Consider the following 24,773-nt stretch of genomic DNA (forward strand, 5'->3'; position numbering starts at 1 on the left):
TAATTATGATAAAGCTAATATCGTTTTCATCGTTATTTGCGGTACTTTGCTTATCTGCCAATAGCTTCGCAGATGACACTGAACTGTATGTTTTTGAGTCGACAGCACGATCAGGTTCACGACCCCAGGTACTCATTATATTTGATACCTCGGGCAGTATGGACAGTAACTTTAAAACGGATACACCTTATGTTCGAGGTGATGAAAATGTCGATAAAGGGGGAACATTAAAACCTAAGACTAAGTTATTTTATACTCGTAGCAGTAGTAATATCCCTAACTCTTCTAGCAAGCAATTCTTTTTACACGAAGTTAATGGTTGTGATGTTGGCGAAAAGTATCTTCAAGACTACGGTATGTTTACAGGTTATATACGTGAACATAAATACGTTGGAGAGAACGGTACATGGTCTGAAATACCGTTAACAGACGGTTCAGGTATTACTCAAGTCGATTGTTATGAGGATATCGCTGAAAAAAATTATTACAACAATAACACTAACTTCTGGGGCTTTCCAGTTGATGGGTTAGGAACAAGTGCAACTCCTATTCGTTATACTGCTGCAAACAACTCCTCAACACCAGCTCAAATTGATGATGCTGTAGCTAAAGCTAAACTAACTAATTTTGGTATTGGCCAGCCGATTACCTTATATACCGAAAAATACATAAATTGGTATCATAGTTCAAAAGTACAAAAAAACTATTCCCGTCTAGAAATTGCTCAACGAGTAATAGAAGATACTATTGTCACGACCCCGGGGTTGATTTTGGGCTTTCGGTATTTAACTATAATGATGGTAATAACCGTAATGGTGGGAGAATTGTTTATGGAATATCTCCTTCTAATGAAGCATCAAAAGACAAATTGTTGACAACCATAGGTGCATTTAAAGCCGAAACCTGGACACCATTGTGTGAAACCTTGTATGAGTCATATCGTTATTTTGGAGGGCTAGGTGTTTATTTTGGTGATGATGACTCCAGTCGTAAACCTTCAAGGGATCCCTCTAGCGAATCAGAAGGTAAATACAAGTCACCTTTTGTGGGTAAACAATGTCAAGATAATGCTTATGTGATTTATGTAACGGATGGCGAGCCAACATATGATAATAATGCCGATGAACTTATATTAAAACTTGATGGCGTAACTGAAAAAAATAAAATTTATGGTAGTTATCTTCCAGCATTAGCCGGTTGGATGAATAAAAATGATGTTAACACCTCTGTTGATGGGGTCCAAACTGTTAGTACTTATACGATTGGCTTTAGTTCTGGTGCTGATAGCGCAGCGCCTATATTAAAAGAAACCGCATTGCGTGGCGGTGGCGCATATTATTCTGCGAAAGATGCACAAAAATTGCAGGAAGCATTACAACAAATTTTCTCAAATATTTTAGAGGTTAACTCGAGTTTTACTTCGCCTTCTATTGCAAGTAATAATTTTGATAGAACCCAAACCCTTGATTCTGTTTACTATGCAATGTTTTTGCCTAATAAAGGGCCTCGTTGGTTAGGTAACTTGAAAAAGTTCAAAGTAACTGGCAGTGGTGATGTTGTTGATCAATCAGGAAATAACGCCATTGATGATGATGGTAATCTAAAATCCTCAGCCTGTTCATATTGGACTTCAAAAGCTGTTTGTGATGCGACAAGTGGTGGTGGCGATGGCAATAATGTTGCTATTGGTGGTGCTTCATTAATGCTTCAAAATACAACCACTAGAACCTTGTATAGTAACTTTGGTTCCGGTGGTGCATTAAAGGCATTAACTAAAGCGAATGCAATAAATGGTGCAGGAATAGGTAATGAAGATGCACTCGCTCGTTTTATGGGAGTAGACAAATCCGAGTTAGATAAATTGTTTAAATGGACCCAGGGCATTGATGTCGATGATGAGGATAAAGACAAATCCACCTCAGATACGCGTGTTGATATTATGGGTGACCCTCTTCATTCAAAACCTTTGGCAATAAACTACGGTACAGCTGGTTCTCCTGATGTTCGTGTTATATTGGGGACAAACCAGGGTTTTATTCATATGTTTAAAGATAAAGGTAATACAGTAGAAGAGACTTGGGCATTTATGCCGCAAGAGCTATTACCTAATTTAAGAGAGTTACGCGCCAATATTCCAACAGGTGTCCACTCTGTATACGGAATGGATAGTCCTTCAGTTGCCTATGTTAAACGCAATGCTTCTGGTGTAGTAGAAAAAGCCTGGTTATTTACCGGTATGCGCCGTGGTGGTAAGTCATATTATGCCCTTAATATCACCGACCCAGATAAGCCATCATTTATGTGGAAAGTCAGTCCAGATTCTGCGGGTATGAGTGATATGGGCCAGTCTTGGGCTGAGCCTGTTGTTACGTTTATTCCAGGTTTGCCTGCAGGTAATACAACTCCTGCTAATGCGTTACCGGTAGTTATAATTGGTGGCGGCTATAATCCATCAACAAAAGATGGTGCAGGCGTTGGCCAGGATGATACTAATGGTCGTGGAGTGTATATTCTGAATGCAGAAACAGGTGCGCTGGTACATCACTTTGGCGTAGCGGGCGGTACCAATAAAACTAAACTTGATGGTATTGTTGATAGTATTCCCAACAGTGTTGCTGTGCTAGATAGTAATAATGATAGATTGACAGACCGAATATATGCAACCGACACTGGTGCTAATGTGTGGCGAATGGATCTTCCCAGTGCCTCACCAGACAGCACCACAGTGCCTTGGACCGCATTTAAGTTTGCAAGTTTAGGTGGAACCTCTCAAGCCAATGACCGTCGTTTTTTTGCAGAACCAGCAGTCGCTCAAACGGTATTTACTAATATATCTGAAGTCACAGTGACTCCAACAACAGGACCGTCAGTGACAACACGTACCTATCAAAACGTACCTTATGACGCTGTTACTATTGGTAGCGGTCATCGACCACATCCTCTTGATAAGTCGCGTTCAGATAAGTTTTTTGTCCTACAGGATAGAAATGTCGTGAGTAAGTCTTTTACCGGGACAGCAGGTAATACGGTTCCTGTTACTTTAGGGCTATCGAACCTTTACAATGTGTCTTCAGCAGCCCCTGTAACAGAAGATGAAAATGTTGCGTTTGGTAAGATGCGGGGTTGGTATTATAACTTTGGTGCGACGGGTGAAAAGAGTTTGTCTGCATCAACGATTATTCAAGGGCGCGTGTTCTTCACATCATACGTACCAGGAGATACAACATCTGCTAATCAATGTTTAGTATCAGGTAAAGGTCGCCTATATGGTTTTGATTTGCATAAAGGTACTCGCTCATATACGAAAGAGTTTATGGAAATGGGCGCTCGTGTTCCGGATACGCCACAGCTGGTTATTCCACCTAATGGTGAAGATGACAGTTACATGTACCTTATCGGTATTGGCAACGCGGGAGAGCAAATGGAGAAAATAAAAGATCCTCTAAACCCTAATCCAGACGGCTGCCAAGCTGGTGATGAAAAATGCATTGGTGCAGGACCAGGCGTAAACAAGATTTATTACCATATTGACGAGTAAAGTTAATGAAAATAACAAATGGTTTTACCCTTATAGAGATCATGATTGCCGTAGTTATAGTGGGTATTTTGGCATCTATCGCATACCCTAGTTATACTCAGTTTGTCGCTAAGGGCGCGCGAGCTGACGGTGTAGCGGGTCTGATGAGTGCAGCAAACAGGCAAGAACAATATTATCTGGATAATAAAAAGTATACCGATGATATGAGTAAGTTAGGTTTAGGAGCTGATCCCTGGATAGTGGATAACAAGTTTTATTCAATTGACGCTGTTGTGGTAAATAATACTAATTTTACATTAACCGCAACAGCACTGGGAACCCAGGCTACTCGAGATTCAGCTTGCGCTTCAATTACCTTAAATTCTACAGGAAATAAATTACCTAAGGAGTGTTGGAAATGAAGTTATTACCTTTATTTATCGTTGGTTTAACATTCAGTATTACTGCGTATGGTGATGAGTTACCTATAACCTATAAATGTTTTATTGAAACTCAGCACGGTGCAGATATTGCGAATTTTAGTTGGTTAGAAAATGACTTGGTAAAAGAGCAGGCTGCTATATTAACTCAGGATGTCAGCACTATGACAGGTAAGCGCGGTGTTGTAAGGCATATTGACGAATGTGTAAAACTCGATCAAAAGTTCAAGTCTAAAATAGCCAATAAAATAGATCAAGAAATCACTCAATAGTTTATAGTGTTAACTGTATGATTTGATAAGGTAACCAGAGTTTAACTTGGTTACCTTTTTAATTACAGTTTACACTAGTAGTAATAGCTGAAATACGACCTGAAACCCCAATAGCTATCCCTTTAGAGTCCGGATTGCTTTTATCCCCTGGGCAATAAATAATACTGCCAGTTTGAGCCTGATTCATTAACCCATCGGCATTAAATGTGTAACGTGATAACGTTGACTTGATAAAGTCATTACTGTCTACAGCATCGACGGTGCGTAAAATAGTGTCCTGTACACCATTATTATTTTCCAGTGTTCCCAATACCCCATTGTCAATAAATACACTAAACCCTTTAGTCCAGTCTGAGCCACAACTTGTACCATTAAATGGGCATATTGAGACTCTGCTACCATAGCTAACGGCTTGGCTACGGGCGAATAATATAGTGGATTCAATATTACTGATAACGCCTCTGGCGCGTTGTCCCTCGTACATGGATACTAATGATGGTACTGCAACAGTCATTAGTATGCCTGCGACGACGACAGTCACCATTAGTTCAACGAGGGTAAATCCTTTAGTGGCTAATTTCATTTTATTATCCTTGGTCATATGTATTCAGTATAACCAAGAGATCAATGAAATTCAGCGATTTATTCTATTCACGTAAATTTAAGTTGAACGTTAGGGTTTACAGGCAATATTTTTCTTAGTGGAAAATCTGACTCTGCCCGCTTGATTGATAATAATTGCTTTAGAGTAAGGGCTATCAAATGTTTCAGGACAATATGTTAGTGTACCATTTGTTCCTGATGCTAGACCGTCAGGCTGGTACCGTAAGGCTTTTCGGTTATATTGTATGATATCTTCTTTATGGAACTGGCTGACTTCTTGAATGATGATATCTTGGCCATCTAACTCATTCTTTTTTCCTGAATCAGTAAAGATTGAAAAGCCGGTATGCCAGTTATTACCGCATTTTCCTTGATATAAAGGACAAACCGTAATTCTTACGCCATAACTAATCGCCATGTTTCGAGCAAACTGCATAGATTGCTGAATAGTTCTGATATTACTGTCGACTCTTATTTGTTGCTGTAGTGATTTAAACGAGGGAAAGGCGATAACAGATAGTAGGCTAGTGATCATGACAGTGGTCATTAATTCAATAAGATTAAAACCTAAATGGCGTTGATATAACATCATAATAAACTCATCCTTGATTTATCAGTATGTCGCTCCCTGCGACGTCTGGCTAAACTATAGTCAAAAAATGGCTTTTTGCTTAGAATAAATCAATTTAAAAATAAGTCTAAAATGCAGCAGAAACTTACCTCAGTTTCGAGTAAGATATTCGATAGCGATATAAATTAATATAAACTGTAAAAGTTACATCATCTTAGGTAATTAAATTAACCTATTCAGCCCTTTTAGGAGTGATTAAATGAAGAAAGTAGAAGCCATTATTAAGCCATTTAAATTAGATGATGTGCGCGAATCACTCGCTGAAATTGGTATTACAGGTATGACAGTGTCTGAAGTCAAAGGCTTTGGCCGTCAAAAAGGGCATACTGAGCTATATCGTGGTGCTGAGTATATGGTCGATTTTTTACCGAAAGTAAAAATTGAGCTAGTTATACAAGATGAATTACTTGAGCAAGCTATCGATGTAATTGTTGATACGGCTCGAACAGGAAAAATTGGTGACGGTAAAATATTTGTCACCGATGTAGAGCGAGTTATCCGAATTCGTACCGGTGAAGAAAACGAAGAAGCTGTGTAAATTAAGGCCGTTATGGCCTTTTTTATTGGCTGAGTTTTCTGTTAGTCACTCTAGATTGTTATGAATTTTTATTGTTGGTATTTAATAGGGTTATGTAATGACTCAAAAAATTGTAATCGTAGGCGGTGGGGCTGCTGGTTTAGCATTAGCTTCTCGATTAGGTCGAAAATTTGGCCGTAATAAAAAGCTTGAAGTCTGTTTAATTGATAAAAGTACCATTCATATTTGGAAACCCAAATTGCATGAAGTCGCGGTAGGGGTGATAGATCAATCTATCGAAGGCCTGCAGTATCGCGATCATGGCTTAAAAAATGGTTATCAATATATTCGGGGCAGTATTGAAAATTGCCATCCAGATCAAAAGTGTATTTATTTAGCGCCAGTATTAAATGATGAAAATGAAGTTATTATCCCACAGCGTAAAGTTGAATATGATTACTTAGTGCTCGCATTAGGAGGTGTATCTAACAGTTTTAATACTTTAGGTGCAGAGAAAAACTGTATCTTCTTAGACAGTTTAGAAAGTGCTAATCGTTTTCATGACAAGTTGTTAGATGCGCTATTGCAACTCAACGAGACGCAGACGCACCTTAGCATAGGTATTGTAGGAGCAGGCGCAACGGGTGTTGAATTAGCCGCTGAGCTACATCATGTTATAGAGTCGGTCACTCAATATGGTTATGCCAATATTTCAAAGCAGCACTTAGAGATCCATCTAATTGAGGCCGCCGATAAAGTGTTGCCACAGTTGCCTGAACGAGTCAGTTTTCGTGCTCAAGCTGTGTTAGCCAAATTGGGTATTAAACTGCACTTAGCAGTGCAAGTAAAAGAAGTGACTAAATCAGGCTTTATCACTGCGACAGGTGAAACAATAAATGCCAATATCAAAGTCTGGGCAGCGGGTGTAAAAGGGCCTAAAGTGTTAGAAAACTTCACCGCATTACCGATTACCGCTCGAAACCAAATTGAAGTCGATGAATATATGAAAGTGAAGGGCGTAGACAATATCTATGCCTTAGGTGATTGTGCCCAGTTAATATTGGGTAATGGCAAGCCTGTGCCGCCAAGAGCTCAAGCCGCTGCACAAATGGCTGAAGCACTTTTTAGAAATATCAGTGCACAAATGAAACAGCAACAACAAAAAGTGTTTGTCTATAAAGATTATGGCTCTTTAGTATCACTCAGTCGTTTTTCTGCAGTGGGTAATTTAATGGGGAACTTACGTACAGGAACATTTTTTGTTGAAGGACATTTGGCTCGCTTGATGTATATATCACTTTATCAGCGTCACCTTATTAGCTTATATGGTTGGTTCTCAGCATTTGTATATCGCTTAGCGCAAAGGTTATTGCGCTGGAAAAGACCTAAGCTTAAATTACATTAGTCTTTATAAATCGCGGATATAAAAAATGCCTTATTTATAAGGCATTTTTTATGCAGTAAAAGACACTTAACTGTCTCTAGATTGTGGTGATGAGGCAGAATCTCGGATCACTGGAGTTGGAGTGAACACCTTAAAGGTTTCTTTTCCCTGATCTTTGCGTTTATCAATCAATAATTGTGTCGCAATTTTTGCAATTTCAATATTGGGTTGATGCACAGTCGTTAGTTTCGGCCAGGTTTGACGTGAGAAAGGGCTATCTTCGAATCCTACGATGGATAAGTCGGTAGGTATATCTAATCCCGCGAGGCGTGCAGCAAACAGCGCGCCAGCCGCTATTTCATCGTTACAGGCAACAATGGCAGAGGGCCTATTTTTCATAGCGATCAATTTATTCGCGCCTTCAACACCGGATTCAAAAGAGTATTTCCCGTCTAATACCCAGTTTTCGTTAACGGTTAAATTATTTTTCTCTATAGCTTGTTTGAAGCCATGTAGTCGCTCTTTTGTTGATGCATGTTGATGATCGCCACTTAAAAAACCAATATGTTGATGGCCAAGATTTATCAAATGTTGGGTTATTTCAACCGCTCCGTGTTTGTCGTTAACTAATACAGTTAAACCTTTATCACCTTTGATCTGTTCACCTGCGATGATTCTGACGTAATTAGCATTAATTTTATCTAGTGCCGCTAAAATATTAGGATCTTCTGACATCGGCGGGGTTAACACTAATCCTGCTAATCGAGAATGTTTCACCATACTAGTGAGTTCTTCACAAATTGTTGCCGATTTAGCATTACAAGGGTGAATGAGCAGTTCAAACCCCCTATCTTTACAAGCCGATAAAATACCATTTTGCATATCAATAATATAATAAGCATTTGGATTGTCATAGATGAAGCAGATGACATATGAACTTGTACTGGCTAAATTTCTAGCTGCAACATTAGGTTGATAATTTAATGCACTAATAGCTTGATTGACTTTATCTATTGTTGCTTGTTTTACCGAAGGTTCCTTGTTGGTGACCCTTGATACTGTTTTTATAGAGACGCCTGCATATTTAGCCACGTCATTAATGGTTACTTTCATGTGAAAATTAACTCTTATTCAGGCGAAATCCAATTAACTGATCCCCCGTAACAGATCAGCTAAAAAGGTTATTTATCTGTCAATAGTGCGAGTTTTTAAATAAATAGGCAATCATCAATTTATAACGGGTAGGATCTGTCCTATTTTAAAAGGGTAACAGAGTGTGATTTTTACATTACGTTTACATTCTTTACTGTTTTGTTTTATATAAGGTTATTTGATGTTTAGTCTGTTTATCAGACAAAATTACAGTAAAAAATAGCGCGAATAGTTATTTTGTTGTGGCGTGACTGTTAATTTTTGTGTAATCTTTGCTCTAGACATGACAGCGTTGTCATTCCGTCGGAATGGTTATGAACTCTAAAACGATAATAAAGTTATGGAAGGGGAAAAAAAGATGCGACCATCTACCTTTAAAAAAAATGTACTAGCGACTAACATCGCAATTCTACTTGGCAGTCTTGTATCTGTTGGCGCTTATGCTGCAGATGAAGCTGTTACTGACGATAACATTGAGAAAATTGAAGTACGTGGTATGCGTGCATCGATGAAAGCTTCTGTTAATGAGAAGCGTTTTTCAAATTCAGTTGTTGATGCTGTGACAGCGGAAGATATCGGTAAATTCCCTGATGGTGATGTAGGTGAATCATTAGGCCGTATCCCTGGTGTTGCTGTTAACCGTCAGTTTGGTCAAGGCCAACAAGTTTCAATCCGTGGTGCATCAAGCCAATTGACTAGTACACTACTCAATGGTCACTCAGTTGCTTCAACAGGCTGGTTTGATCAACAAGCGATTGACCGTAGCTTTAACTATTCTTTATTACCACCTCAAATGGTAAGTGGTATTGAAGTATATAAGTCTTCACAAGCTGATTTACCTGAAGGTGGTATCGGCGGTACAGTTATCGTTAAAACACGTAAACCGTTAGATTTAGATGCCAATACTGCATTTATCAGCGCTAAAGGTGATTACGGTACAATTTCAGAAGAAACTGATCCTGAGTTATCTGGCTTATATAGCTGGAAAAATGAAGATGAAAACTTTGGTTTCTTAATCTCTGGTGCAGGTGCTAATACACAGTATCAACGTAACGGTATTGAAACACTATTAGGTTGGGGGGAAATTGTTCCTTCAACATTCCAACAAGACCGTGAACGTACAGCATTAAACGTTGCTGCTCAATACAGAGCAAGTGATGCATTAGAATTTGGCTTAACCTATACAGGTTTAAGCTTAAAGGCGAACAACACAAACACCTCGATATTTTTATTCCCGACTCAACAAGGTGAAAGTACTTGTAACCAAACAAATGCTGCGGGTGTATGTACAGACATCACTCACTCAGGTGTTGGAGGGTTTGCTTGGAACCAAGCTTGGGCTCGTGAAGCTGAAATGAACTCAGATACCATTGATTTTGATTTCACTTACAACAACGATAATTTTAAACTTGAAGGCCGTGTAGGTAATACTACTGCTGACGGTGGCACTAGCTTAACATCTAACTACGGTGGCTCTATTGGGCAGCCTGGTGATTTCGCTGGTCACTATGATGCGACGGGTAAGATTATTGATATTGATATCGCTAAGAAAAACTTTGATGCCAGTGATTATAATGATCAACTATCAGGTGCTGGTTGGGCGTTAAAGAAACAGCCTAACACAGATGAAGAAACCTATGCCCAATTTGATATTACTGTACCAACAGATTTAGGTGCCATTTCATCGATTAAAACTGGGGTACGCTATGCAGACCATAGCGTAACTCAAGAAACTGATGCTGCCATTGTGGGTGATATCGCGGTTCGTGATGCATCATATTATTATGATGGCACTATGAGTTCAGGTGCAGGTTTTACTTTGCCTAGACCAAACTTTGATAACATGATCAATGATGCTAAAGCCGCAATTGAAGGCTTTACACGTGATAAATCTGGTTACGGCACATTGAACGAAGAGAACCTTTCTTTGTATGCAATGGCTAACTTCGAGGCTGAAGGTATCCGTGGTAACTTTGGTTTACGATATATTTCTACTGATGTTGAATCAGATTATTATGATTTAAGCAGCACGGGTCAGTTTGCTGATACATTGTCTACCGACTCATCAAGCTACAGTGACGTGCTACCAAGCATTAACGTTGCATTTGACCTAGCACCAGACTTAATTTTACGCACCTCAGCATCTCAGGTTATTTCTCGTCCTAACTATGCAGAATTGTTTGCGACTTCTAGCTTACCTGGCTTAAATGATGGTACGCCAAGTAATGAAAAGCTTAACCGTGGTTCAGTGTCATTAGACCCGTTTAAAGCTTCTCAAGCTGATTTAAGCTTAGAGTGGTACTTCAGTGATTCAGGCTTAGCCGCGGCAACATACTTTATTAAAGATGTTAGTTCGTTTATTTCTACTCGTCAGAAGTTAAATCAACAAATTGGTATTAATGATAATGATTTAATTGCTCAAGGTGGCAGTGCTTGTGGAGTTGGCGTGTATGACTGCTGGACTGTCAGCGAGAAGTACAATGCTAACGGTGGCCGTATTGAAGGGCTTGAATTACAACTTCAAGATTCTTATGACAATGGTTTAGGTTACTCTGTTAACTATACTTATGCTGATGCAGGTTCACCTTCAGAAAACTACCCTGATCAAATGGGGGTGTTCTCTGATTCTTCTAAGCACACTGTTAACTTAGTCGGTTATTATGAAATGGATGCCTTCTCTGCCCGTTTAGCTTATAACTGGCGCAGCGAGTACATGATGCGTGAATTACCATATTTCTATGGTAACCGCCAACATCAAGACTATGGCACACTTGATTTAAGCACCACTTATAGTGTGACAGAGTGGATGGATATTACGTTTGAAGCAGTTAACTTAACTGAAGAAGACAGTATTCAAACAGGTGTTTCGCCATTAAGTGCTGAAGTTATCCCTGAGTTCAAAGCTGATTACCCAGTTTGGAGCTTTGAAGGTGAAGCACGTTATAAAGTGGGTGTAGCGTTCCGTTTCTAATCAAGTAACCGAGTTGATTATAAAACTTTAAAGCCCAGCCTATGCTGGGCTTTTTATTATATATTGAGGTGCAATATGAATATTCAATCAGTTGCGATTATTGGCGGTGGTACCGCTGGCTGGTTAGCGGCTAATCATCTTGGTAAGGCATTACTTAATAAGAATGTATCAATTACCTTAATTGAGTCGCCTGATATCCCCACCATTGGTGTAGGTGAGGGAACCGTTCCTAGCATACGTAAAACATTACAAAGCTTTGGCATTAGTGAAACTGAATTTATTAAGCGCTGTGATGTGACATTTAAGCAGTCGATTAAATTTCAAAACTGGTTAGATAAAAATTACCATGGAAATAACAACTTCTATCACCATCTTTTTGACCCACCTAGTCCAATGGGCGATGACTTATCTGATTTTTGGCTTCAAGGCTCAACTAAAGCTTATGCCGATTTTGTGTCAAGCCAACATGCTGTTTGTGAAGCTAATCTTGCGCCTAAATTGATCACCACTCCCGAGTATCAAGCTGTACAAGGCTATGCATATCATCTTAATGCGGCCAAATTTGCATTACTACTTGCTGACAATGCAAAACAAAAATTCGCCGTTAAGCACATTAAAGCGAATGTATTGGGTACCCGTTTACACCAAGATGGCAGTATTGATGAATTAGTATTGGATTCATGTGATGAGCAGAAATTTGATTTTTATATTGATTGCAGCGGCTTTGAATCAATACTGCTAGCTAAAGCATTAAAGGTTCCCTTTGTTGACAAATCACAGCAGCTGTTTATTAATAAAGCGATTGTTGTACAAGTCCCTACAGAACCTGAAGCGATTATTCCACCTTATACCAAAGCAACAGCACATCAAGCGGGTTGGATTTGGGACATTGCCTTATCAAATCGTCGTGGCATTGGTTTAGTGTATTCCAATGCACATCTAGAGGATGAACAAGCTGAACAAAAGTTAAATCGTTACCTTAATGGGCGGCTAGATCAATACACTTACCGTACTATTCCGATGCAAGTGGGTTATCGACAACAATTTTGGGCAAAAAACTGTGTTGGACTTGGCTTAGCTCAAGGCTTTTTAGAGCCGATTGAAGCGACTTCAATTATGTTAACTGATTTTTCTGCTGGGTATTTAGCGAGTCGTTTCCCTACTGATAGTCATCAATGCGAGAGTTTATCAGTGCGCTTTAATCACACGATGATATATGCCTGGGAGAGGGTAGTAGAGTTCGCTAAAATGCATTACTGCTTATCCGATAGGACGGATTCTGACTTTTGGATGGACAATAAAGACACTAACACCATTCCACAAGGCCTACAGCAAAAGTTAGCTTTATGGCAGCAATATAGCCCATTAAGCGAAGATTTATTTTCAAAGTTTGAAGTATTTAATGTCGAAAACTACCTCTATGTATTATATGGAATGAAGTACATAACCAAAGCACCTCAATTAACCCCTAAATCAGTCCAAGTAGCTCAACGGCATGCAGCGCAGATAGCATTAAGAGGTCAAAAGTTGACTGAAAGTTTACCGGGGCATAGAGAATTATTGCAAAAAATTCACCAATATGGATTGCAAAAAATCTAAAAAGAATTCTTTTTGGTGGATATTTGAGCGGTTAACACCTTGTTATCTGGATAAGCTCAGTTCCCGCTTGAAAAAGTTGAGTATCTTGGTAGTTTCAAGTACTCATTTATTTTAAACATATTATAACAAGCCACAAAAGTTGTTATTACCACAACCCTATTTAACGAGAAGCGCCTCAAGGAGCCAAGATGTCTAACCAAATTACTCTACTCGATCATGCCAAACACGGTGATCTGAAAATCATTGCTAGCGATTTTTCTCATGTTGTAGATCAGCATATTGTACCAGTCACTTTACATGAGATTGCTAGAGCGGCAACTGAGTATCCAATCGTTTTTGTTAAGAACAATGATACCGGTGAGTTTCAATCTGTTGCCATGTTAGGTTTGAAGCCAGGTCAAAACTTAAGTGTTAAAGACGGTAAGTGGTTAGGTTTGTATATCCCCGCAGTGGTTCGTGACTATCCATTAGGCTTAATCTTAAACCCGGATGTTAAGGATAAAGTCTGGATTGGGGTTCGTGAAGAAGCCAAAGATATCAGTAAAACCGATGGGCAAGCGTTATTTGAAGGTGAGCAAGAAACGCCATTTTTAGAGTCACGTAAAAAGGCACTAATTGCACATTATGAAGAGGATCAAGCTACACGTGGTATTTTAGGTTTCTTAGCAGAAAAAGAACTACTTGTAAGCCAAACTCTTACGGTTGATGTTGCCGGTGAAAAACGCAATATTAATGGTCTATATTTGATTGATGAACAGAAACTAAATCAACTTGCAGACGAAGACTTTTTAGAGCTTAAAAAGCGTGGGTTATTAGGCCCAATTTTTGGTCATCTAGGTTCGTTAAACCAAGTTAATCGTTTAGCACGTATGGAAGTATTAGGACGTTAAATTTTAATGTTGATCATAATATGGCGCAGATTAAGGCGCCATATTTAGTTTATACCTGTCTAAAACCCTGCAAGTAGACTTCAGTTAATACAATAAGCCTATTGAGCTAAGCGATAAACAGCATTACCGTTCCCGTTAAGATTATCCATATCGCAAAAAATAGCTTAAGTTTCATAACAGAAAAAAACAGTGCGACCCGTTTAGCTATCAACCCTCCGATTAATGCCCCCGGCCCTGCAAAAAGTAATACTTCAAAATTGGCTAATGAGTCTGGACTTAGGGTGATTGGCGTTGCCGACCAAACGGTTACAGCGCTGACAACCACGCCTACCGCGATTGACAATTTGGTGCAGTACCCTCGAAGCATTAAGTAAATAACCGCTATTTCACCTACGCCAACAGATAACCAAGCAGTAATAATACCGCCGATAAAGCCTATACCACACAAGATGGCACAGTCTAATAGAGGTTTGCCTCCAAATTGAGTTGTGACATCGCTGCTCGGTTTCTTTAGGCTATTCAAAATGATAATACTGCCTAAAATGATTGAGAAAAGGCTAAAGCTAGTATGTAAAGATGCCGGAGCATTGATGTGCATTATTTTACTACACCATAGGCCAGCGATAGAGAATATTGAACAACAGGTGATCATGGTTATGAAGCCATGCCAGGTTTTATTATGATGATGTTGTTTTATATAATGATGACACCAGGTTAGTGCGCCGGCTGTCATGCCAAAACATTGGACCAGAAATGAAGTAGATATGGCTTCTTCGGGACTAAATCCTAATGTAGAAAATGCTGGAATAAATATAACTCCACCTCCAGCGCCAGTAGCACTAGCAAATACTGCACCGCATATGCCTAGCAAAACAAAAAAGCTATTATTGATTAATAACTGTGCAATATTAGGAGTATACCAAGCCCATAATAACCAAAAGCTAAATAAGATAAATGCAGCAATCAAGCTGGGACGGGGCATTTTAGCAACCAAACGATTTATTAGCATATAAAACAAACTACTGCTCCAAGGAAAGAGGCTTAATCCTATCAGTGTGTTGATGACCTGTCATCGTACTATGTTAATAATTTGTAGTATTTAAAATATGACAAAAATAATTTAACATGCTGATTAATATTAAGTTAATCGTTTTTTAATCTTGAGTTAATAAAAATATGTCAAAAAGATGTAGATCTTACGCCATTTATTAGGTAAGTTAGTAAATGACAGCGTTGTCATTGGTTGTTGATAACGTTGTTATTTAAGGTCAACATGAAGAGGAAGAGGTCTCCAATTCATGGGTGATAATGATTACTCGGTCGGGCGAGGTATCATTATCCATTTTAATATACTTTTAGTCTCTCCCCAGAAACGAGTATAGGCTGGGTACATGTCTTAACTGATTTATGTCCCAGCTTTTTTTTCCTTAAATTTAACATTGAACATTTATCAAGCACTTATTTTACAAATTGGTGAGCTGAATCAAACCAGCAGGATACTATTTTATAGGCTGTACCCTAAACTCAGTATTTTTTTGGTTATGATATCAACCGACACACTCAATAAGCCCTAATAAAAACAAAATTTATAACGAGGACGCTATGAAAACGACTTGGGCGCTCAGTGCCATAATGATGTCATTAAGTTTGACTGCATGCTCTCCATCACCATCGACAACTTCGATACCAACCTCTCCAACAGCGGCTAGCTGGCAGCAGAACCATCTTGCAGAATTTGCAGATCAGCTTATCGTTAAATACCGTTTAGTCTCCAACTTACCGGAAGAAGCCTGTCTTGCAGATGCTAAAGCAGATGAGCGTTGTTTTATTGCCGAAATTGATTTCATAAGTGAAAAAGATATGTTGCAAGGTGGTTGGGCAATATATTTCAGTCAATTGCGTCCAATTCAAGCAGTGCTTAACGATGAGTTTCATATCGAGCGTGTTAAAGGTGATCTTCATCGTTTAACACCAACTGATAAATTTACTGGTTTTAAAGCTGGGCAGGTAAAAACTTTACGTTTTCGCGGCGAGTTATGGCAATTGTCAGAAACTGACGCTATGCCGAATTACTACATAGTGGCTAAAGACGCTAAAGGTATTGAGTTAGCGCCACAGATCATAACTAGCACGCAAGTTCAGGTCGATGCTGACACAGGCATGGAAGTTCGCCCGTATGTTGAAGCATTTGTTGATGCTAAAAGACAGTATCAGCGCAGCGACAAAGATAAATTGGTTTGGGCAAAACCCGCGGTGTTATTTGAACACAATAAAGCGGTATCAGTTGAACCGACATTAACGGCTAATTCTTTATTGCCAACACCTCAAAAACAAACCCTGTTAGATAACGCTAAAGCGGTGTCTTTAGCTCAAGGGATCCAATTAAACACTCAAAGTTTAACTGATGCAAAATTGAATGCTGGTGACATTCAAGCGGCTTTAGCCCGTCTTGAACGTATCGGTGTGCCACAAACAGATAATGGTGTGCAAGTCTCATTTGCAGTGTTATCGCCAATTGAAAGCGTAAAAGTAGGCTCATACCAGTTAACGATTGCAGATACTGGCATTGTGATTAAAGCCGCCGATGCCAGTGGTTTTAGCTATGGTATAGCGTCAATAGCTTCCTTAATTAATGTGAATGATTTAACCATAAACGCTATGCAAATTGATGACAGCCCACGTTATCAATACCGTGGTATGCATGTTGATGTATCGCGTAATTTCCACAGTAAACAGTTTTTGTTAGATTTGCTTGATCAAATGGCAGCCTACAAGCTGAACAAATTACATTTGCATATGGGTGATGACGAAGGTTGGCGTTTAGAGATTGATGGCCTACCAGAGTTGACCGATATTGGCAGTAAACGATGCCATGATGTCACCGAATCAAGCTGCATTTTACCTCAACTAGGCAGTGGGCCTTTTGCTGAATCAAAAGTAAACGGTTACTACACAAAAGCTGACTATATCGACATTATTCAATATGCTGAAGCGCGCCAAATACAGGTTATTCCATCAATGGACATGCCAGGCCATTCACGTGCTGCGATTAAATCAATGGATGCTCGATACCGTAATTTCATGGCCAAGGGGGATGAGCAAGCGGCAAAAGAGTTCGTGCTAACAGACCCTGACGATACAACCCAGTATTCGTCGGTACAGCACTATGACGACAACACGTTAAACGTTTGTATGGAATCTACTTATCATTTTGTTGATAAGGTTATTACCGAAATAGCGGCTTTGCATAAGCAAGCGGGTCAGCCCTTAACCACTTATCATATTGGTGCAGATGAAACTGCAGGTGCTTGGTTAGCGTCACCTATTTGTCATGATTTTATTGCCAATAACCAATACGGTGTAACAGATATAAAGTTAGTGGGTCCTTACTTTATTGAGCGCGTAGCGAATATGTTGGCTAAAAAAGATATTCAACCCGCTGGTTGGAGTGATGGAATGAGCCATACAAAGCCAGCTAATATGCCATCTAACTCACAAAGTCATGTGTGGGATGTGGTGTCTCATAAAGGTTATCAGCGCGCTCATCAGCAAGTCAATAACGGTTGGACAACGATTCTGTCTAACCCTGAAGTGCTTTATTTTGATTTCCCTTATGAAGCAGACCCACAAGAACACGGTTACTATTGGGCGTCTAGAAGATTGAATAGCAAGCATATATTCAGTTTCATGCCAGGTAATTTACCTGCCAATGCAGAACAGTGGTTAGATATTGAAGGTCACCCGTTTGAGGCTGATGATCGTCCTCAAGTTGATGAGAATGGTAAACAAACCAGTGGGCCTATTATGACAGGCAAGGCCTTTGATGGCATTCAAGGTCAGTTATGGAGCGAAACATTACGCAGTGATCAAACCGTTGAGTATATGATTTACCCGAGATTACTAATGCTTGCAGAAAGAGCATGGAACAAACCTGAATGGGAAGTACCTTATCAGCATGCTGGCGCAGTATACAATCAAACTACACAGCATTTTAGTGTACAAATGAGACAGCAACAAGCTGCTGAATGGCAAAAAATGGCTAATCATTTGGGTCACAAAGAGTTAGCCAAACTTGATAAAGCGGGTATTGAATATCGAGTTCCTACAGTAGGCGCCATTATCAATGATGAAGGCGTACTCACGGCAAATGTTGCTTTCCCTGGACTGCAAATTGAATTCAAAGAGCATGGTAAAGTGTGGCAGTCTTACCTTAGCCCTGTTGCGGTTAAAGGTCAGGTTGAAGTGCGCGCTATTACACCTGATGGCAAGCGAAAAGGACGTACATTAGTTGTAAACTAGTTGTGGCCTTGTTAACTCATGAAGTCGTCAATAACGACAGTTTTGACGACTTTTTGTTTTATAATGTTAACTTTTTATATCATTATTATCATCCTATCCACTTGTTTTTTAATGACTATATTTTAAATTTAATTTAGTAAAACATTTTTATTCAAAAAATAAATGACAACGCTGTCATTTTAAGTGTAACATAGCCTTAACTTATTAGTTGGCTCAAATACAATCAAAAAACAGTAGCCATAAACTCAATACCGAGAGGAAAGTCATGGGTGAAAATCAGCTTAGTGATCCGCAGCTTTATATCGGCATTGATGGCGGTGGCAGTAAATGTCGTGCCACTATTTATAGTCATAACCATCAATTGTTAGGTACTGGCGTTGCGGGAAGAGCTAATCCCTTACATGGTTTAGAGCAAACTTTTAAATCGATCACTGAATCAACTCATCTTGCTCTGGCTGATGCAGGTCTCTCTACCGAGACTTGCAGTCAGCTTGTGGCGGGTTTAGGTTTGGCTGGCGTAAATGTTGGTCACTTTTATCAGCAGATTATTAATTGGCAACATCCGTTTAAAAGCATGTTTTTAACAACAGATCTTCATACCGCTTGTATTGGTGCTCATAACGGTGAAGACGGTGCGGTGATCATTACTGGTACAGGATCATGCGGATATGCCCATGTAGGTCATCAGAGTATCAGTTTAGGTGGCCATGGTTTTGCCCTTGGTGATAAAGGCAGTGGTGCCTGGCTTGGTTTAAAAGCCGCTGAGCATGTATTACTCGCCCTTGATGGGTTTGCAGCCAACACTCAACTAACACAAAAGTTACTGGCTCATTTCAATGTATCAGACGCTATCGGCTTGGTTGAAAATCTTGCTGGTAAGTCATCAAGTGTTTATGCCCAATTAGCGAGGTTAGTGATAGAAAGTGCCCATGACGGTGATGACGTTGCTAAAACTATTGTTAAAGATGGCGCTTGTTATATCAGTGAGCTTGCTCGACGACTTTTTAGCATTAATCCGAGCAGATTTTCAATGATTGGTGGACTAGCAGAACCCTTACTGCCTTGGATAGATGATGATGTTGCTAGTAAGGTTTCTCCTGCGCTTTCCTCGCCTGAATTTGGCGCGTGTTTATTTGCTCAAAAACAATTTAAAACCCAGTCGGTAGCTTAATAAAGTAGCGTCGATTTAATTGCCTAAAAACATGTAATTGAATCAAGCTAGTTTAAAAATGAGTTACTGGTAATGACATCACAATTTTGTATGAAGGTTTACTATGACAACTAATACCATAATGGAACAAGAAGCTCGCACTGCACCGCAAAAAATAGCTGAGCAACTAAAGGCGAATGAAAGCATTACAGAATTACTGGGTAAAAAGTTACGAGACTTTAAGCCGAAGTTTGTCATGATTGTTGGCCGAGGGTCGTCTGATCATGCTGGGGTGTTTGCTAAATACTTATTTGAAATAGAAGCGGGCATTCCAACATTTGCTGCAGCGCCTTCGGTTGCAAGCGTATATGGTAAAACATTACAGCTTGAAGGTGCTTTAGTGATTGTGATTTCACAATCTGGCCGCAGCCCTGACATTCTTGCTCAAGCAAGAATGGCTAAAAATGCTGGTGCTTACTGTGTTGCCTTAGTGAATGATGAAACAGCACCGATTAAAGATATTGTCGATGTAGTGGTGCCATTGCGCGCTGGCGAAGAGAAAGCGGTTGCAGCAACGAAAAGTTATTTAGCAACACTGTCTGCTATTTTACAAGTTGCCGCTAAATGGACCCAAAGTGAATCTTTAGCACAAGCGGTTGACTCGCTACCACAGGCATTGCAGACAGCTGTTGATGCAGAGCCGCAGCTCACTGCTGAGTCATTAGATGGAGTGAAAAACCTTGTGGTATTAGGGCGTGGTTTAGGCTATGCCGTGTCCAAAGAAATCGCCTTGAAAATGAAAGAGGTCTGTTCAATCCATGCTGAAGCGTTTAGCAGTGCTGAATTTTTACATGGCCCAGTCACCTTAGTTGAAAAAAAGCTGGCTATTGTAGATGTGTGTATTAATGATGAGTCTTACGCAAGCCATGTAGAGCAAATTGATAACGTTAAGCAACGTGGTGCAGATTTAGTTCATTTAAACCAAACTGCAGCGAATATTCATCCTCGTGTCGCACCTTTAGCATTATTACAACGTTTTTATATTGATGTTGCAGCGGTTGCCCTTGCTCGTGGTATTAATCCAGACCAACCTGCTGGGTTAAAGAAAGTGACACAAACACTGTAATACCTTCAATAAAACTAAAATAAAATGAGAGCATTATGAAACAAATTCTGATTGTTGAGCGATTATTCGATGGAGAACGTTTTCATCAAAATATGGCGGTGACTATCGAAGCTGGCTGTATTACTTCAGTGACACAAGCTGACGCTATGGATGATATTGAACCTAATACTATCTCTAAGCTAGCGGGTACGCTAACGCCAGGATTTGTTGATGTTCAAGTTAATGGCGGTGGCGGGGCACTGTTTAATGCTGAACCGAATGTTGAATGCATTGAAACTATTGGTCGTGCCCATGCAAGATTTGGCACGACGGGTTTTTTACCGACCTTAATCACAGATGATGTTGAAGTGATGGCGAAAGCTGCCGATGCGGTAGCCCTAGCTATTAAGCAAAATAAAGCCAGGGTGTTGGGCGTTCACTTTGAAGGGCCGCATTTGAGCATCCCTAAAAAAGGTGTTCATCCACAGCAATATATTCGCAGTATCAGTGATGAGGAGCTGGCTATATTTAGCCGCCAAGATCTTGGCATTAAAGTGGTTACCTTAGCGCCTGAAAACGTTTCAGCCCAAGTAATTAAAAGCTTAGTTAACGCTGGCGTAAGAGTCTGTCTTGGCCATTCTAACGCCGATTATGACACGGTTGTTGCCGCGCTTAACGCTGGCGCTACTGGCTTTACTCATTTATTTAATGCTATGTCAGCTTTAGGTTCACGCGAGCCTGGTATGGTTGGCGCGGCACTGGAAAGCCAAGATGCCTGGTGCGGTCTTATTGTCGATGGGCATCACGTACACAGCGCCGCAGCCAAAATAGCAATCAATGCTAAGCCGCGCGGTAAAATGATGTTAGTCACTGATGCTATGCCACCGGTTGGTATGAGTGAAGATGCGAGCTTTGAATTATTTGGTATAAAAGTGGTGCGTCAGGGGGACCGACTCAATGCAACAACCGGTGAGCTAGCGGGTTGTGTACTAGACATGGTTGGCGCAGTCAATAACACCGTTAGTATGCTGGGCTTATCTCATGGTGAAGCATTACGTATGGCATCGTTATATCCGGCCCAATTTCTGGGGTTACAAAATGACCTTGGTTTAGAGAGTTCCTCTGGTTTAGCAAATAATTCTAGCTTAGCAAAAAGTTCAGTTTCGCCTAATGGCTTAGGCTTGATTAAACCTGGATATAGAGCTGACTTGGTATTACTTAATCAAAAAAATCAGGTCAGTCGAACTTATATTGGCGGCAAAATAGTTTTTGCCCAGTAATCGACTCATCCGTTCAGTTTTTGCTTCTCGATAACAATAACAATAGAGGCCTGTATGCCTGTTAAGCCCACTGCGACAATAAATATTGAACAAACCAAGTCAGATAAGCCAAGGCTAAAATCTCTTGATGCTTTACGGGGTTTTGATATGTTTTGGATTATCGGTGGCGAGGGCTTATTTTCCGCCATGTTTGCGTTAACTGGCTGGGCTGGATGGCAGTTAGCCGCTGGGCAAATGCAGCATAGTCAATGGCATGGCTTCACCCTTTATGATTTAATTTTTCCTCTTTTTATTTTCTTATCAGGTGTCGCATTAGGTTTGTCGCCTAAGCGATTAGATAAACTACCTTACAAGCTACGCGCACCTTTATATAAACATGCCATAAAGCGTTTATTGTTGTTGATTTCTTTAGGGGTGCTTTATAACCATGGCTGGGGAACGGGAATTCCCGTCGATGCTGAACAAATTCGTTTCTCTAGTGTATTAGCCCGTATTGGTTTTGCTTGGTTTTTTGCGGCATTGCTAGTTTGGCATACCTCACTTCGAACTCAAATTTTTACCGCTTTAGGCATACTTGTTTTCTATTCATTATTATTGTGCTTTATGCCTTTTCCTGGTGGCCAAGCTGGTGTGTTCACTATGGATGGCAGCATCAATACTTATATAGACAGTGTGCTTCGCCCAAGTATTGCATATCAGTATAGAGCACTCGATCCTGAAGGCGTGTTATCAACCTTGCCTGCAGTGGTCAATGCGTTAGTCGGTGTTTTTGTGGGGCAATTTATTGTAAGACCGCACCATAAAGGCAATTGGGCAAAAGTGGTGACTATGGTGTTGTCAGCTTTGGTGTTGTTAGCCTTAGGTTGGTTGCTAAATCCCCTTATTCCAGTCAATAAAGATTTATGGACTCCAAGCTTTGTATTGGTTACCTCTGGTTGGAGTGTACTTTTTTTAGCATTATTTTATGCCATTATCGATGTGCTTAAATGGCAGAGATGGTCATTTGTATTTGCCGTGATAGGGACTAATGCCATTATTATTTACCTAGGTTCAAGTTTAATTGATTGGCAGTATATTACTCGCAGTGTGTTTGGTGGTGTTATTCAAGCATTTCCTTCTGCAGGTCAACCGCTTGTTGGCGTAGTGGGTTTAATCGCAGTGCAGTGGGTAATTCTGTTGTGGATGCATCGTCGTAATATATTTATCAGAATTTAAATTAAAGTTAGCATATTGTTGCTTTATAGTTAAATGACAGCGTTGTCTTAGTGGTGGATTTGTTCTATTATCGAACAAGATGGTTTATGTATGACTCAATTCATATTTAGACTGTTAAGACCCAAAAGGCCCTATAAATAAAAAATAAAGAGCAGGTTTATGGAAATGACAACTACAGAACAACAATCTAAAAGCAGCATTGTCCCAATGGCGATTGTCGCGACACTATTTTTTATTCTTGGTTTTGCCACATGGTTAAATGGCTCTTTAATGCCATATCTTAAACAAATTTTACAATTAACCCCTTTTCAAGCTTCACTCATATTATTCTCATTTTATATTGCGGTAACCTTTACGGCACTGCCTTCGGCTTGGCTGATCCGTAAAGTTGGCTACAAAAATGGTATGGCTTTAGGCATGGGCATTATGATGCTAGCTGGGTTACTGTTTATTCCTGCAGCTAAAACGCAGATATTCATACTGTTTCTACTTGCTCAACTTGTTATGGGAACTGGACAAACCTTATTGCAAACAGCGATAAACCCTTATGTGGTTCGCTTAGGACCTGAAGAGTCAGCCGCTGCTCGCGTCAGCGTGATGGGTATTTTGAATAAAGGTGCCGGTGTTATTGCGCCCATGGTATTCACAGCGTTAATCCTAGATAGCTTTAAAGGTCGCGTTGGTACTGAACTAAGTCAAATTCAAATAGATGAAATGGCTAATAGTTTGATTTACCCTTATTTAGGCATGGCTATATTCATTGGTATTCTGGCTATAGCGGTTAAGAAATCACCGTTGCCAGAGCTTGAAAAAGCGGAACGAGAAGAAGGTTCAGATAAAGGTCAAATCAAACAAGCTTTAGCTCAGCCTAATTTAGCTTTAGGTGTGGTAGCTCTATTTGTCTATGTTGCCGTTGAGGTGATTGCCGGTGACACTATTGGTACATTTGCATTAACGCTTGGGGTAGAAAACTACAGCATGATGACCTCATATACCATGCTGTGTATGGTGCTTGGTTACACCTTAGGTATTATTTGTATTCCACGGTTTATTTCACAGCCGAATGCATTAATGGTCAGTGCTATTTTAGGGTTAATGTTAACCGCTGGCATCGTATTTGGTGATAGTCAGTCTTACGTTATCGCTGATGTATTATTAGTGCCATTTGGCGGTGCTCAGCTTCCTGATACTTTACTGATGATTGCATTGTTAGGTTTGGCTAATGCGATTGTTTGGCCTGCAGTATGGCCACTGGCATTATCTGGTATGGGTAAGCTAACCAGTACTGGCTCAGCATTATTAATCATGGGTATTGCTGGTGGTGCTTTTGGACCACTATTTTGGGGATTAACCAGTTCAGCTACATCATTAGGAATGCAGGGCGGATATATGGTGATGTTCCCATGTTACTTATTCATTCTATTTTATGCCGTTAAAGGGTATAAAATGCGAAGCTGGAAATAGCTTGTTAATTGTTAAGTTCAGTTAATTGATTAAAGAGCGCACTCGCGCTCTTTTTTATGTCTAGAAATTACAGTAGATAATTTTTTTTGGTTCGTGTGGGGGGCGATGGGAGGTTTATTAACGTCAGTTGATTGTTTATGTATTCAATATGCCATATTAGCAGTATGGTATTAATCGCTGCTACAGCGTCTATCTATAGTGGCTTATATGAGATCAACTCTGCACTAACCAGTATTATGCTCTATATTCTATAATGGCTTTGTTTGATAGCCTAGGTTTGCATC

General features: G+C 39.9%; 19 protein-coding genes. 15 read left to right on the forward strand and 4 right to left on the reverse strand.

Going from position 1 to position 24,773, the window contains the following annotated elements; translation table 11 throughout:
• The first annotated feature begins 5 nt into the window (after positions 1-5).
• From L0B17_RS07005 to L0B17_RS07020, 4 genes are read left to right on the forward strand one after another with little or no spacing between them, the layout of a single operon-like run.
• Positions 6-875 (forward strand): hypothetical protein, encoded by an 870-nt coding sequence (locus L0B17_RS07005; RefSeq protein ID WP_235088685.1) that lies wholly within the window; start codon positions 6-8, stop codon positions 873-875.
• On the forward strand, positions 872-3,538 hold the full coding sequence (locus tag L0B17_RS07010; RefSeq protein WP_235088686.1) for a pilus assembly protein: 2,667 nt from the start codon (positions 872-874) through the stop codon (positions 3,536-3,538). The genes L0B17_RS07005 and L0B17_RS07010 overlap by 4 nt, the downstream gene beginning before the upstream one ends.
• A gap of 5 nt (positions 3,539-3,543) precedes the next feature.
• Positions 3,544-3,939 carry a type IV pilin protein gene (locus tag L0B17_RS07015; RefSeq protein WP_235088687.1) on the forward strand — a complete coding sequence of 132 codons (396 nt, stop codon included), beginning with the start codon at positions 3,544-3,546 and terminating at the stop codon, positions 3,937-3,939.
• Positions 3,936-4,229 carry a TapY2 family type IVa secretion system protein gene (locus tag L0B17_RS07020; protein WP_235088697.1) on the forward strand — a complete coding sequence of 98 codons (294 nt, stop codon included), beginning with the start codon at positions 3,936-3,938 and terminating at the stop codon, positions 4,227-4,229. Before L0B17_RS07015 ends, L0B17_RS07020 begins: the two co-directional genes overlap by 4 nt.
• A 58-nt stretch (positions 4,230-4,287) precedes the next feature.
• Here L0B17_RS07020 and L0B17_RS07025 read toward each other — a convergent pair whose 3' ends face one another.
• Positions 4,288-4,812, reverse strand: coding sequence for a GspH/FimT family pseudopilin (locus tag L0B17_RS07025; RefSeq protein ID WP_235088705.1), 525 nt, complete (start codon positions 4,810-4,812; stop codon positions 4,288-4,290).
• A 90-nt stretch (positions 4,813-4,902) separates the two neighbouring features.
• Complete coding sequence (locus tag L0B17_RS07030; RefSeq protein WP_235088714.1) at positions 4,903-5,424, reverse strand: GspH/FimT family pseudopilin; 522 nt, start codon at positions 5,422-5,424, stop codon at positions 4,903-4,905.
• Between the two features lie 238 nt (positions 5,425-5,662).
• Here L0B17_RS07030 and glnB point away from each other — a divergent pair, with 238 nt between their 5' ends.
• On the forward strand, positions 5,663-6,001 hold the full coding sequence (gene glnB / locus L0B17_RS07035; RefSeq protein ID WP_226414035.1) for a nitrogen regulatory protein P-II: 339 nt from the start codon (positions 5,663-5,665) through the stop codon (positions 5,999-6,001).
• A gap of 97 nt (positions 6,002-6,098) precedes the next feature.
• Positions 6,099-7,385, forward strand: coding sequence for an NAD(P)/FAD-dependent oxidoreductase (locus tag L0B17_RS07040; RefSeq protein ID WP_235088716.1), 1,287 nt, complete (start codon positions 6,099-6,101; stop codon positions 7,383-7,385).
• 66 nt (positions 7,386-7,451) lie between these two features.
• Here L0B17_RS07040 and L0B17_RS07045 read toward each other — a convergent pair whose 3' ends face one another.
• On the reverse strand, positions 7,452-8,477 hold the full coding sequence (locus L0B17_RS07045; RefSeq protein ID WP_235088717.1) for a LacI family DNA-binding transcriptional regulator: 1,026 nt from the start codon (positions 8,475-8,477) through the stop codon (positions 7,452-7,454).
• A gap of 397 nt (positions 8,478-8,874) precedes the next feature.
• On the opposite strand from L0B17_RS07045, the gene L0B17_RS07050 reads away from it, so the two are divergent.
• The 3 genes from L0B17_RS07050 to L0B17_RS07060 all read left to right on the forward strand — a co-directional run bounded on the left by L0B17_RS07050 (position 8,875) and on the right by L0B17_RS07060 (position 13,976).
• The gene (locus tag L0B17_RS07050) at positions 8,875-11,487 is read left to right on the forward strand and encodes a TonB-dependent receptor (protein ID WP_235088719.1); all 2,613 of its coding nucleotides are present in this window, start codon (positions 8,875-8,877) and stop codon (positions 11,485-11,487) included.
• Between the two features lie 75 nt (positions 11,488-11,562).
• Positions 11,563-13,086 carry a tryptophan halogenase family protein gene (locus L0B17_RS07055; protein ID WP_235088721.1) on the forward strand — a complete coding sequence of 508 codons (1,524 nt, stop codon included), beginning with the start codon at positions 11,563-11,565 and terminating at the stop codon, positions 13,084-13,086.
• 188 nt (positions 13,087-13,274) lie between these two features.
• Positions 13,275-13,976, forward strand: coding sequence for a SapC family protein (locus tag L0B17_RS07060; RefSeq protein WP_235088723.1), 702 nt, complete (start codon positions 13,275-13,277; stop codon positions 13,974-13,976).
• A gap of 106 nt (positions 13,977-14,082) precedes the next feature.
• Here L0B17_RS07060 and L0B17_RS07065 read toward each other — a convergent pair whose 3' ends face one another.
• The gene (locus L0B17_RS07065) at positions 14,083-14,958 is read right to left on the reverse strand and encodes a sulfite exporter TauE/SafE family protein (RefSeq protein ID WP_235088725.1); all 876 of its coding nucleotides are present in this window, start codon (positions 14,956-14,958) and stop codon (positions 14,083-14,085) included.
• A gap of 620 nt (positions 14,959-15,578) precedes the next feature.
• On the opposite strand from L0B17_RS07065, the gene L0B17_RS07070 reads away from it, so the two are divergent.
• From L0B17_RS07070 to nagP, 6 genes are all read left to right on the forward strand, one after another.
• Complete coding sequence (locus L0B17_RS07070; protein ID WP_235088728.1) at positions 15,579-18,275, forward strand: family 20 glycosylhydrolase; 2,697 nt, start codon at positions 15,579-15,581, stop codon at positions 18,273-18,275.
• A 265-nt stretch (positions 18,276-18,540) separates the two neighbouring features.
• Entirely contained in the window at positions 18,541-19,446 is a 906-nt protein-coding gene (gene nagK / locus L0B17_RS07075; protein WP_235088729.1) for an N-acetylglucosamine kinase, read from the forward strand.
• 103 nt (positions 19,447-19,549) lie between these two features.
• Positions 19,550-20,551, forward strand: a complete 1,002-nt coding sequence (nagB-II, locus tag L0B17_RS07080; protein ID WP_235088731.1) for a glucosamine-6-phosphate deaminase NagB-II — start codon at positions 19,550-19,552, stop codon at positions 20,549-20,551.
• Between the two features lie 35 nt (positions 20,552-20,586).
• Entirely contained in the window at positions 20,587-21,810 is a 1,224-nt protein-coding gene (gene nagA, locus L0B17_RS07085) for an N-acetylglucosamine-6-phosphate deacetylase (RefSeq protein ID WP_235088732.1), read from the forward strand.
• 54 nt (positions 21,811-21,864) lie between these two features.
• A complete protein-coding gene (gene nagX, locus L0B17_RS07090) occupies positions 21,865-23,025 on the forward strand; it encodes a transmembrane glucosamine N-acetyltransferase NagX (protein ID WP_235088733.1) in 1,161 nt (386 codons plus the stop codon).
• A gap of 159 nt (positions 23,026-23,184) precedes the next feature.
• Positions 23,185-24,489 carry an N-acetylglucosamine MFS transporter NagP gene (gene nagP / locus L0B17_RS07095; protein ID WP_443019926.1) on the forward strand — a complete coding sequence of 435 codons (1,305 nt, stop codon included), beginning with the start codon at positions 23,185-23,187 and terminating at the stop codon, positions 24,487-24,489.
• The last annotated feature ends 284 nt before the right edge of the window (positions 24,490-24,773 follow it).

The organism is Shewanella sp. OMA3-2, assembly GCF_021513195.1.
Lineage (GTDB): Bacteria > Pseudomonadota > Gammaproteobacteria > Enterobacterales > Shewanellaceae > Shewanella.